The sequence below is a fragment of the Natronorubrum sulfidifaciens JCM 14089 genome (genome assembly GCF_000337735.1).
GTDB classification, from domain to species: Archaea; Halobacteriota; Halobacteria; order Halobacteriales; family Natrialbaceae; genus Natronorubrum; species Natronorubrum sulfidifaciens.
Genome location: NZ_AOHX01000047.1, coordinates 57625 through 70027, shown reverse-complemented (window position 1 = coordinate 70027; position 12403 = coordinate 57625). Strand labels below are relative to the sequence as shown.

9 protein-coding genes are annotated in these 12403 nt (G+C 60.7%); 7 read left to right on the top strand and 2 right to left on the bottom strand.

Annotated elements, in window-relative coordinates; translation table 11 throughout:
• The first annotated feature begins 348 nt into the window (after positions 1-348).
• The 5 genes from C495_RS15800 (at position 349) to C495_RS15775 (ending at position 7505) form a co-directional block, all read left to right on the top strand.
• Complete coding sequence (locus C495_RS15800) at positions 349-1368, top strand: DUF1616 domain-containing protein (RefSeq protein ID WP_008164698.1); 1020 nt, start codon at positions 349-351, stop codon at positions 1366-1368.
• Positions 1369-1526: 158 nt separating this feature from the next.
• A complete protein-coding gene (locus C495_RS15795) occupies positions 1527-2213 on the top strand; it encodes a hypothetical protein (protein WP_241430616.1) in 687 nt (228 codons plus the stop codon).
• A gap of 488 nt (positions 2214-2701) precedes the next feature.
• A complete protein-coding gene (locus C495_RS15790) occupies positions 2702-3886 on the top strand; it encodes a sugar phosphate nucleotidyltransferase (RefSeq protein ID WP_008164695.1) in 1185 nt (394 codons plus the stop codon).
• Positions 3886-5682, top strand: a complete 1797-nt coding sequence (glmS, locus tag C495_RS15785; protein WP_008164693.1) for a glutamine--fructose-6-phosphate transaminase (isomerizing) — start codon at positions 3886-3888, stop codon at positions 5680-5682. Before C495_RS15790 ends, glmS begins: the two co-directional genes overlap by 1 nt.
• Positions 5683-6299: 617 nt before the next feature.
• Complete coding sequence (locus tag C495_RS15775) at positions 6300-7505, top strand: surface glycoprotein (protein WP_049890384.1); 1206 nt, start codon at positions 6300-6302, stop codon at positions 7503-7505.
• A 367-nt stretch (positions 7506-7872) separates the two neighbouring features.
• Here the strand turns inward: C495_RS15775 and C495_RS15770 are convergent, their stop codons facing one another.
• The gene (locus tag C495_RS15770; RefSeq protein ID WP_008164690.1) at positions 7873-8307 is read right to left on the bottom strand and encodes a hypothetical protein; all 435 of its coding nucleotides are present in this window, start codon (positions 8305-8307) and stop codon (positions 7873-7875) included.
• Positions 8308-8938: 631 nt separating this feature from the next.
• Here C495_RS15770 and C495_RS15765 point away from each other — a divergent pair.
• Positions 8939-10765: a PGF-CTERM sorting domain-containing protein gene (locus tag C495_RS15765; protein ID WP_008164689.1), complete on the top strand. Its 1827-nt coding sequence runs from the start codon at positions 8939-8941 to the stop codon at positions 10763-10765.
• A gap of 39 nt (positions 10766-10804) precedes the next feature.
• On the opposite strand, the gene C495_RS15760 is transcribed toward C495_RS15765, so the two are convergent.
• Entirely contained in the window at positions 10805-11551 is a 747-nt protein-coding gene (locus C495_RS15760) for a hypothetical protein (RefSeq protein WP_008164688.1), read from the bottom strand.
• Between the two features lie 120 nt (positions 11552-11671).
• On the opposite strand from C495_RS15760, the gene radB reads away from it, so the two are divergent.
• Positions 11672-12379 carry a DNA repair and recombination protein RadB gene (radB, locus tag C495_RS15755; protein ID WP_008164687.1) on the top strand — a complete coding sequence of 236 codons (708 nt, stop codon included), beginning with the start codon at positions 11672-11674 and terminating at the stop codon, positions 12377-12379.
• Positions 12380-12403: the final 24 nt, after the last annotated feature.

Below are 12403 nucleotides of genomic sequence, written 5' to 3'. Positions count from 1 at the left end.
GGTTCACACACTGGTCGCGCAGTTGTCGTGTCATGGCTGTAGTACCGTTCGCCGGCAGCGAAACCCCTATTCCACCAACTGTGCTCGTCCATGCCACTGCGGTAGGCTGAACGGCAGTTTGAACCCCGTGGTCGTAACAGCACACAGTATCAGATTATTCGACTGGATGCAGGCGTTTTAACAGCCCACTGTCGGTCAATGATCGATTGTTCGGTGCTGTAGTCGCCAGGCGACAAACCGGTGTGACCACCAGTCGCTCGAGGACGCCCGAGCGCATGACGTGAACACGACAATGGCAATGAACGATGGCCCGCCAACTTTACCGATCGAACGCGTGGACGAGACCTGATGTTCGCAGAACGCTCGTCTCGGTTCGCTCGCCTCCGCAGTGTTCCACTCGACCTCGCCGTCGTCCTTGCAGTGACGGGGCTCGTTGCCGTCGCTGTCGTTGCACCGATCGACTACCTCTCGCCGCTTCGTGTTCCACTCGGTTTCTTCTTCGTGTTTTTCGTTCCCGGCTACGTGTTCGTTGCGACACTGTTTCCCGAAGCCGGCAGCTCAGTCGTCACGGCGACCAGTGACGAACCGGACACGCCATCGTCCCCACTCCGAAAGCGGATCGATAGCCTCGAGCGTCTCGTGCTTTCGTTTGGCTCAAGCGTCGCAATCGTCCCTGGGCTCGCCCTGCTGTTGAACTATACTTCGTGGGGGGTTCGGACAGAATCGGTGCTCCTCACCGCGGTGACGGTCACGGTGTTTCTGACGGGGACAGCGCTCATCCGACGGCTTCGTGTGCCCGAGGCGGAGCGATACCAGCCGACCGGCCCCCGACTGCTGGCAGCCGTCCGGGCCGAACTCTTCGATTCGGCTGACAGGGCGGAGGTCGCACTCACCGTGTTACTCGTCGCAGCACTCGTCCTCGCCGCTGGCGGCGTTGGCTATTCGGTGACCACACCCGCCGACGGGGAGCAGTTTTCCGCAGTGTATCTGCTGAACGAGGACACAGATGGCGAGCCGATTGCTGACGGGTATGCAACTGCGCTCGAGGCGGGCGAGAGCGGGGAGTTGGTGATCGGAATCGACAACAACGAGCACGAACCAACGAACTACACCGTTGTTGTCGCCGAACAGGCGCTCGAGTCGACTGATGGAGAGCTGCGGGTCATCGATCAACAGGAGATTGAGCGGTTCGAACCACGACTCAATCACGGCGAAACGTGGCGACAGGAGCAGACGATTGAGCCCTCAGCTGTCGACGTGCCTGTCCGAATCGTGTGGCTGGTCTATCTCGACGGGGCCGTTCCGGACGAACCATCAACCGAGAACGCAGCGTATCACGTCCATGTGTGGGTCGACGGCGACCTCTGATCGCCGAGTACACCACGAGACGTGACCAAAGCGGCGTTCAGAACGCTTGGTCCACCGTGGGTCGCGGCTGGTGTCAAGCGGGAGATCCAGCGTTATCCGTGATTACCACCGTGTTTCGATCCCGATAAATTATATACGCGATCCTCACAGGAGGCGGCATGTATCGACGCACTCTGCTTGTGGCTAGCGGGCCTGTACTCGTGGGGATGGGTGGTGTCTCTCGACCGGCCCTCGCCCAGGCCCAAACCGAAGTCGACGACGACCGGGCAGCGTCAGCATCGCTCGAGTTCGCTGGCGACGGCGTTGCAGTGACCGACGAGTTCGAGACCGAGAGCGGGCCAGCGGTTCTCGAGGCGACACACGACGGCGAGGGTGAGTTCTTCGTTCAAGCCGTCTCCCGCGACGGTGGACAAACACAGTCGTTGCTCACGCAGTTCGGACCGTTCGATGGCACCACCGGCACGTTCATCGAGGAGGGAACGTACGCGATTTACGTCGATGCCGATGGGGAGTGGGAGTTGCACCTTTCGCAGCCGGATGTAGACGAAGACGACGCGGAGACGCCACCGATTTCGGTGACGAACTCCGGCCCGGGCTGGCTGGGACCGATTCTGTTCGACGACACGACACTGGTTGGCGGAGCACACGAGGGGGACGGGAGTTTTCGCGTGCGTGTGATCCCACAAGATGGGGACGCAAGCGACTATGTGTGGGACGGCGGCGAACTCGTGTTTCACGCCCTCGGCGAGTTCCGCGGTGCAACGTCGGTACACGTCAACGGGATCGGCTACATCGACGTGGCAGTCGACAGCGAACAGGTCGAGTGGGCGATTGAACTCGAGTGATGGTCGATCGCGTCCGTTGTGGACGCGATATCGTATCAACAGGACCGATGAACAGACAGATCGCGCAGCCGTCGTGCGATCTGGTGTACGCTGACGATCAGTGGCTACTATAGCTCGGCAGCGAAGTGGCGTCAAAACACGTTTTCCGTGGAGGGGACGCCCCGATCCCATCTCCGCTCTCGAAGCGACCTGATGTCTCGGGGTCGATGGTGGGTCCGTTCGGAAGCGACCGGCAGTCGAATTTTTCAGAAACAAAATACGATAACGAGAGTATAACTCAGTTGGAACAATCGGAAACAAGGGATAGTGGACCCGACCGCGTGAGTCCTGCTATTGCCCAACTGCTGTCTCGGAACGAGTGAGAGTTTCTCAGTGTTTAAAAAAGCAGATCACAGTGGCAGTGTGGAGAATATAATCGACACATTTATTATTTAATTGACAATACGGTCGACGGGTCAAAAGACGCTTCGATATCGAAGGACGAGTATATGAACGACAACGACACCACTGCGATCGTCTTAGCGGCTGGAGAGGGGAACCGATTGCATCCGTTGACGAAAAACAGGCCGAAACCGATGCTTCCGGCGGCTGCAAAACCGATCCTCGAGCACGTGTTCGATCAACTCATCGACGCAGGGATTACCGAGATCGTCGTGGTAGTCGGATACAAACGGGAACGGATCCAATCGCATTTCGGTCCCTCCTATCGGGACGTGCCGCTTACGTACGTCACCCAAGACAAGCAACTCGGTACCGGCCATGCCGTCCTCGCCGCCGAAGCAGCCGTCGACGGGACGTGTCTCGTGGTCAACGGCGATCAGATTGCTGCGAGCCGGATCATCCGCGACACACTCGAGGCACACGACACCGCCGCAACGGTCGCATTGTTGCAGCGCTCGAGCGTCGATGGCTACGGTGGCGTTCTGGTAGATGAAGACCGGGTTACGACGATCGTAGAAGACCCGCCCGATGACCGGGAGTATCTCCTCAACGCGGGCATCTACGTGCTCGAGCCGGTGGCGTTCGACGCCATCCGAGCGGCAGAACCGCGGGCTGGTGAACGCTTGCTGGTCGATGGGCTCTCGAAACTTATCGAGTGGGGCGACGTTGTTCGTGGTGCGATATCCGAGGGCTTCTGGGTTGACGCGACGTATCCGTGGGACCTTCTCGATGTCTCGTTCGAACTGTTCGACACCGGCCTCATCGATAGACAGTCGACGAGGAACGTGCACGAGACGGCAACGGTTCACGAATCTGCAGTGATTCGTGAACCCGTCATCGTTGATCGGGACTGCGTTATCGAACCGGGTGCCGTCGTCGGCCCCAACGTCTGTCTCGGTGAGAACACTACTGTCGGCTCGAACGCGGTCGTCGAACGGAGCGTCGTCGACACCGATACGCGTATCGGAGCCAACGCAACGGTGACCGAGTGTGTCACCGGAACGGGAGTGAGAATCGGTCAGGGGTCGACGATTCCCGGCGGTCCCGGCGACGTTCGTGTCGCGGATCGTGTCTTCGAAAACGAAACGCTGGGTGCGTTGTTAGCCGATCGCGTCCACGATCACGGCGGCGTCACGTACGTCCCCGGCACACTGGTCGGCCCACGCACGGAGATCCAAGCAGGGACGACGGTTCGTGGAACACTCGAGGCGGGAACGGAGGTTCGATCCTGATGTGTGGAATCATCGGCTACACTGGAACGCGGAGAGACGAGGCGCTGTCGGAAGTCCTGTTGAACGGCCTCTCGAGTCTCGAGTACCGAGGCTATGATTCGGCCGGCGTCGCGATCGCCAACGCCACCGTCTCGGTGTATAAAAGCGAGGGCGAACTGTCGGAACTCGAGGAGACGCTTCCGGCGACCACACTCGAGGGCACTGCGGGGATCGGGCACACGCGATGGAGTACGCACGGCCCACCCTCCGATACGAACGCCCATCCCCACACGAGCTGTAACGGCCGCGTTGCCGTCGTCCACAACGGGATCGTCGAGAACGATCAGGAACTCCGCGACGCACTCGAGGCCGACGGCCACGAGTTCGAAAGCGAGACCGACACCGAAGTCATTCCGCATCTGATCGAGACGGCGCTCGAGCAGGGCGACGAGCCGGAAGCGGCGTTCCGGCGGGCGATTTCGCAACTCGAAGGGAGCTATGCAGTGTCGGCGGTCGTCTCCGGTCACGACGCCGTCTTGGCGACACGAAACCAGTCGCCGCTCGTTCTCGGAGTCGGGGACGACGGGTACTTCTTGGCGAGTGACGTCCCGGCGTTTCTCGAATACACGGACGACGTCGTCTATCTCGAAGACGGGCAGTTCGTGTCAATTACCCCGTCAGGCGTCGAGATTTCCGATGAACAGGGTGATCTCGTCGACATGCCGGTCGAGACCGTCGACTGGGATATCGAAGACGCAGGGAAAAGCGGGTACGACCACTACATGCTCAAGGAGATCAACGAACAGCCACACGCTCTCCGCGAGTGTCTTCGCGGGCGACCCCGCGAGCTGGAAGGGTCGATCGAGATCGACGAACTCGAGGGACTCGAGCGACCGGCCCATGTCCACTTCGTCGCCTGTGGAACCTCATACCACGCCGCACTGTATGGAGCCAGACTGTTTCGCGAACAGGGGATACGGACGAACACTTTTCTCGCGAGTGAGTACGACGTCGACTCGATTCCGGTCGACGAGACGACGCTCGTCGTCGGCGTCACACAGAGCGGGGAGACGGCAGACACCCTGCGTGCGCTTCGGGCCGCAAACCGCATCGGTGCCGAGACGCTCTCGGTGACGAACGTGGTTGGATGTTCGGCAGCGCGCGAGACGGATTACGTGATGTACATCCGTGCCGGTCCCGAGATCGGCGTCGCTGCGACGAAGACGTTCGCCTCACAGCAAGTCGCGCTGGCGATGCTCTCGCGGGCGCTCACAGGGGCGTCCTCGAGTGGATTCATCGAGGCGTTGCGCGCGCTCCCGGATCAGGTCCAGTCGATTCTCGACACGTCGCACGCAGCAGCGGTCGCCGACGAGTACGTCGACGCGGACGCCTATTTCTTCATCGGCCGTGGCTACAACGCACCGGTCGCACTCGAGGGCGCACTCAAGATGAAAGAGATCACGTACAAACACGCCGAGGGGTTCCCCGCCGGTGAGTTGAAACACGGGCCACTGGCACTGGTCACCGACCGGACACCGGTCTTCGCGATGCTTCCCGGGGACTCGACCGCCGAGAAGATGCTGGGGAACGTGCGGGAGGTCGAATCCCGTGGCGCACCGATCGTCGCGGTCACGGATGTCCCGGCACAGCTCGGGTCCCACGCCGACCACGTCTTGGAGATTCCGGACACACACGAACTGTTCGCTCCGATCCTTTCGAACATCCAGTTACAACTCGTCTCATACTGGGTCGCGAACCGACTCGAGCGATCGATCGACAAACCACGGAACCTCGCAAAGAGCGTCACCGTCGAGTGACGGTCCTGATTTTCTGTGACTCGTTCTCGAGTGAGTGTCAACGGAACTGTCGGCCCCCCGGTAGTGGGCTCGTTCCCCATGCGACCGGTGTTGTGCAGTTCACAACAGTCGAGTGTGATGGGAGAAGACCGACGTTACTGACCGGTTTCGAACACGTGTTTTCGGCCACGGGAGACGAGGTTCGCACGGATGGGAGTGCATACGGCGGAGTGTTCGCCCTGATCAGGCGTCGACCTCGAGGCCGCGTTCCCGCCGAACGGCGACGCCGACACGAACGGTGAGCGCCGTCCGGGTCGTGGTCTCGGTAGGCGACTCCTTCGAAACGATAACCATTCTCTTCTCGAGTCATTGCTGTGTATATTAAAGTTACCTATCGAAATAGCCTGTTTCACCCCGAAAGGGTGAGTGAGACAGATGGTCCGAGAAATCGAACGGTTGCGGCGTACAGAAACTGCTGCTCTCGTGAGTGTCACGGGAGCAGGTGCGGGTACGTCCGCGCTCTCCAACGATCCGACGCCAGTTCGCGACGGGGACCGTCGTGGCTGGGACCAGCGAGCTCACGACAGTAACCCTCGGGTCGAGACCAAACCGAGCGAAACACAAAAACAACACAACACATGACAAGCAATCCAACGACGCTCCAGAAAGGACGTGCAGTACTGTTAGCCGGACTGATGGTGCTGTCCGTCATTGCCATGTCCGCAGCGTTTGCGGGCGCAGCGGCGGCAAACCACGGTGACGAAGACGTAACGTTTACTGACCAAGCTCTCGGGATGAACGACGGTGACACGGCCTTCGTCGTCGAATCCGTCACCGCCCACGAGGGACAGTACCTCGAGATTGAACACGAAAGCGGTGAGGTCGTGTTCGAAACCGAACTCGACGGAGACCTTACGAACGCTGCGGTCTACGTGCCAAGCGAGAAGCCGGGACAGTACACGGCAACCGTCTACGCGGATGACAGCAAATCTGACACCAAAGCATCCGCCACCGCGACGGTGTACGGTGCCGGTATCGAGATGAGCGACCAGTCGGCGGATGACCCGATCGACCAGGTGAACGTTGATGTCGCCGCGCTGCTCGATGGACACGGTGACGACACCGAGTTCGACGTCGTCCTCACCGACGCGGACGATAACGAACTCGGCACCGCAACCGGACTGACCGGTGTGAACAACGACGTCAGTATCGATACGTCGACGATCGAGACGGAGACCGTCGTTACGGCAACGGTCTACCTCGATGGCGAACCGATTCAGGCCTACTACGACGAGGCTGACGGATTCGTCACGATCGCCGATTCGGCCACCGTGACGCCCGGTATGGACGACGGCGATGAGACGGACGAGACTGACGAGAAAGACGACGATAAGAAAGACGACGAAACTGACGAAACGGACGACGACAAGAAAGACGAGAAGGACTACGAGAAGAAAGGCGACAAGGACTACGACGATAAGAAAGACGACAAGAAAGACGGAAAGGACTACGAGAAGAAGGCTGACAAAGACTACGACGACAAGAAAGACGACGACAAGGAGGACGACAAAGACGACGCGAACGGAGACAACGGCGCCGAAGACGATGACGGCGTCTCGAACGACGGCGATGGCGACCAGGACACGGACTCGGAGACGGACCAGAGCCAGGAGTCCGAACAGGACGCTGAGCAGGACGCGTCGAACGAGCAGGAGCAGGACTCTGAGCAAGAAAACGTCGCCTCGGATAACGAAGACGAAGACGGACTGCCAGGCTTCGGTGTCGGCGTCGCCCTCGTCGCGATGCTCGCCGCCGCCATGCTGGCACTCCGCCGCCAGAACTGAGCCGCTGAAGCGAACACCAACTAACACGACTCACACATCCTTCACAGGGCCGTCTTGTGGGGTGTGCAGTGACTGCCAGTGGTGGCAGAGCCACTGAATCAGTTCGGACGAGACTCGTTTATTTTTCCCGACGCTTCGATCGACCAGCGATAGTGCCGTCTGCTGCTGGCTTGCAATCAGTCGAGCGAACTCGAGGCTGTCGTTCAGTTCGTGATCACCAACGACTCGAGGGCGCTGCGAGGGGCGGCCGAGGTCGAAACGAACGTCGTCACTGGTGAGAAACGAGCCGTATCACTGCTGAACGCGAGGTCAGTGACGCAAAATATGCGGTGAAAATCGGTGCTGCGGCAGTGCTACGTCAGCGGTGTTAGAAGCCGAAGTTGATGAAGTCCTGCAGTTCGAACTCCTGCTCGAACTCGCTTTCGGCTTCGGTGTCAGCGTCTTGGTCCTGCTCGTTGTCCTGGTCGATGTCCTGGTCGATGTCAGCGTCCTGTCGCTGGTCGAGGTCGTTCTCTTGGTCAACCTCGTTTTCCGCTTCTGCGTCACCGTGGACGGACAGTGCGATGTTATCGCCTAACCACGCAGTGTTGGCCTGGTCAGCGTCTTGGTTCTGGTAGTTTTTGGCGTCTTGTTCAGCGTCCTGTTCGGACTCCTGGTCCTGGTCCGTCTCCGCGTTCGTGTCTTGCGTGACGTCAGCGTTGTTCTCGATCGTAGCGTCTGCAGCAGCTGTTCCAGCGAACCCCATAAAGACGAGGCTGCCGATCAGTGCGACCGTCAGTGCGAGTGAGAGTGCGCGTTTCATGTGTATCGTCTATCGCGTGTCGGGCACACGTGTCAGCGTCACAGTGGCCATCGTCTCATCGACGGTGCCGACGTCGCGTCTGTGTCACGCTGCCCGGTTGGTAGCCACCCCGGAGATGAATATGAACCCCGGGAACAGTTTCGACTCAAATTCGAAGTTGGCCGATCTCAGGCCGACAAAACAACAATACAGCGAATGAGACACTCGTCTGTACGAGTTTGATACGGAACCGTGAGCGAGTGACGACTGTTGACTTGCCGTACTGGAGGCCCCGCTGCAGTCGCCGATATTTATGAACTGACTCGAAGGAGTCCTCGATTCCTGACTGTCGTTTCTGTGAACCACTTCCGAAACCATCCCCTACGAGAGACACTCGAGATCGCTGAACCGTTCCACCCCGGTCACGTCACCCCCTTCCCGATCGTATCCGCGGGTCATAGGGGTTTGGACCGCGTTCGCTCCAGCCGAGCGCACTCCGCTCGAGGGGTAGTTGTTGTCCGAGTAGCCGACTGCTTCGTTCTCGTAACTACCAGATAACAAAGACAGTGTTCGGAAACTACTGGTTTGAAACGATGATAGTCAGGCAACGGGGACACTCACCAGCGATTTTCAAATCCGGAGACTGATAGCGATGCTCAGACGCTCACAGCTCACGATACTGCTCGTCGCCGCGATGGTTGTCTTTTCGATGACCGGCGCAGCGGCTCCTGCAGACACGATCGACATCGACTCTGAATCGGGTTCGACGGCGGACACGGTGCAGACACTCGAGCACGGCGAAGACCTCTACTTCGTGTTCGGTGCAGAACTCGAGAATCAGTCGCTTGATGAGTTCATCGAGACGCAGCTGGCGGATGCACCCGACCCGATTACCGACCGGGAAGAGATCGCCGACGTCGTCCAGTATCAGGACGTCGAGCAGGTCGATTTCAACCAGCAAGGTGGGGCGATCTCCATCGCGATCGATGGGGGTGAGGCGACGGCGATTCAGGAGGCGAATCAACAGAACGCGAACAGTCAGGTCGGTGAGGCAACCGCCGAAAACACGCTGGCTACATCCGAGGATCTCGTCTTCGAAAACGTCGGCGACGTACACATCGTCTTCGGAAACGGCGACAGACAGGAGTTCGATGGGTGGAGTGTCGCTGACCAGACGGACGGCGACGCCGTGCAGGACGTCTCACAGCCGACCGAGGCGTCGACCACACAAGATCAGGACGTCGAGCAGGTCAATTACAACGACCAGAGCATCGCCGTCGCAATCGCTGAAGGCGCAAGCGAGGCCGTGGCGTACCAGCGATCGACACAGGCCAACCAGAACCGACAGCAGGGAACGACGACGCTCCACGAGACTGGCGACGTCGGCCCCGATGGCCAGTCGACGGAGGCGACTGTCGAGCAGTCACAGGAGGTTGTGCAGGCGAACCAGAACCAACAGGGGATGGCAGTCGCCATCGCGGTCGGTAACGGCTCCGTCGCGACAGCGATCCAGATCACCGACCAGACCAACCTCAACGAACAGCTTGCATCGACCGAGACGGTCTCGCTGCTCGAGGCGATGTCGGGGATGAACGTCGCCACTGCGGCGGTTGAGGACAACAGCGTCATGACGACGGACGGGAACGGTGGGGTCACCCACGACAGCGAGGAGCCAGAAGTCAGTGTGAGCCAGTACCAGAACACAGAGCAGGTGAACGTGAATTTACAGAGCGCGGCTGTGGCGATCGCGCTCAATCAAAGCGATGCGACGGCCATTCAGCTGGCTGAACAACGGAACTACAACGAACAGGTCGGTGTCGCAAGTGTGGAACACCTCGGTGACTCGTTCGACCCCGAAGCCGGAGCCGTGATTACCAACGAAACGACGGTGACGATCGGTGGGAACGATATCAACGGCAGCTCGCTGCTGTCGTTCGATTACGACGGCGAGAACGAACAACAGATTGACGGCGACCAGTACTGGATCGCCGACCTCGAGCACACCCAGTTCGTGACACAGGAGAACCTCAATCAACAGCAGACCGCGCTTGCAATCGCCGAAGACAACGGCAGTGCCGATGCCTCACAGATCACGATGCAAGAGAACAGGAACGTCCAGTTCGCCGACGCTGAGCCGACGATCGCAACGCCGGGCAGCGGCGACACGGGAGACGAAAGCGACACCGGCGACGGGACGAACGACGAGACATCGCCTGCAGACGGCACGGACGGCGACGCCAAGAAACCAGCGGACGGACCAGCGAAGACGGACAAAAGCAAGGACAAGGCGACCGCCAACAACGAGACGGCGACCGAGCCCGACGACGGGTCGGCCGATGACAACACGTCCACCGATGAGCCGGCGATGACGGTGACTGGCGACGACGAAGCAGATGATTCGATGCCCGGACTCGGCGTCGGCGTCGCCCTCGTGGCAATACTCGTTGCCGCCCTGTTCGCATCGCGCAGCGAGCACTGACCTCGAGGGACGGCTCGTCAACCGGTGAGACGGCCCGTCTCAACTCGCGTCGTCGGGATCTTCACCGCGGTGTGCTGCCAGTGCTTCGTCGATCGTCAACTCACCCGACGCGACTCGTCGGGCCAGCGATTCGTCGATCGCGCGGTTTTCCTCGCTTCGCTCGCGCGAGCGGTCTTTGATCACCTGCAGTTCGCCCGCCGTCGGCTCGATTTCCCGTGTGTCAACGGCCGCTCCCTCGAGGCGGGCGATGTTGACGGCAGCGAGCACGTCGCCCATTCCTCGCGCGCCCGTCCCGAGATATGGCGTCGTACCGGTCTCATCGACGAGTTCGACTCGCACGTCTGCTAACTCGTTGACGAGTTTCGACCCATGGAGACGCGAGCCGTCGCCAACGCGGACGATCGGAGCGGTCGCCTCAGCCGCCTCGCGCTGGATCACGTCGACGGCATCCGAGAGCGGGACCTGAAACGCGGCGACGACCATCTCGCCCGTCAGGACAGCGATTCCCGGTTTGCGGCCCGGATCAACGCCGATGATCGTTTGCCCGCCGTCGCCTCGAACCGCGGCGAGCGCCTGATCGACGGCGCGCCGAGGGGCATCCGGCTTCGCGACGATCGTCGTCACGGCGTCGAAGCCGTCGGCGTGGTCGGACCCAGTGATGACGACTGTAGTGCGAGCCGGGAGCGACATATCAGGCTCGACGGTGGTAAACTCGGTCCCACGGTCGCGGAGTTCGGTGACAACGCCGTGGTACACTTCGAAATCTGACGTGGCGACGACGATCACAGCGTCGCCTTCGACGCGAGCGTGAATAAACGTACACGGATTCGGTCGGCTGCGTCCCTCGAGTGCGACTCGACCAGCCGGTTTCGGGGGCTTTTTCCTCGCTACCTGCAAATTCGAACCGTGAACGACGAGCCGATTCCGACCGGCTGTGGCCCGGTCGACGAGTTACTCGGAGGGGGGTTCGAACGCGGGACCGTCACGCAGCTATACGGCCCGCCAGCCGCGGGCAAGACGAACATCGCGCTGTCCGCAGCCGTCGAAACGGCCGTCGCCGGCGGGACGGCCGTCTACATCGATACCGAAGGCGTCTCGGTTGACCGCTTTCAGCAACTGCTGTCGGCCCACGTCGACGACGAAGACGTCGAGGCTGTCGCCTCCCGCATCGTCATCGAGGACGCACTCGATTTCGACGAACAGGCCGAGGCCGTCCGCGACGCCGAGGGGTTCGCCGAACGGGCGGATCTGATCGTCCTCGACAGCGCAACCGGTTTCTATCGCCTCGAGCGAACCGCAGAGGGTGACGAAGGCGAAGCGCTACGCAGCGTCGCCCGGCAGGTGACCCATCTCCTCTCGCTGGCCCGCAAACACGATCTGGCGGTCGTGCTCACGAATCAGGTCTTTTCGGACCCCGACGCCGACCGCACGCGCGCGCTCGGTGGCAATACACTCGAGCACTGGACCGGCGTCGTCGTCCGACTCGAGCGATTCCGTGGCGGGAACCGACGGGCAACCCTCGAGAAACACCGCTCGAAGTCGGCTGGCGAGTCGGTCCAGTTCCGGATTACGGATCGCGGCCTCGAGGGCGGGGCCGAGTCGCCGCGGCGCTGACTCTCGAACAGTTACCGGACATCC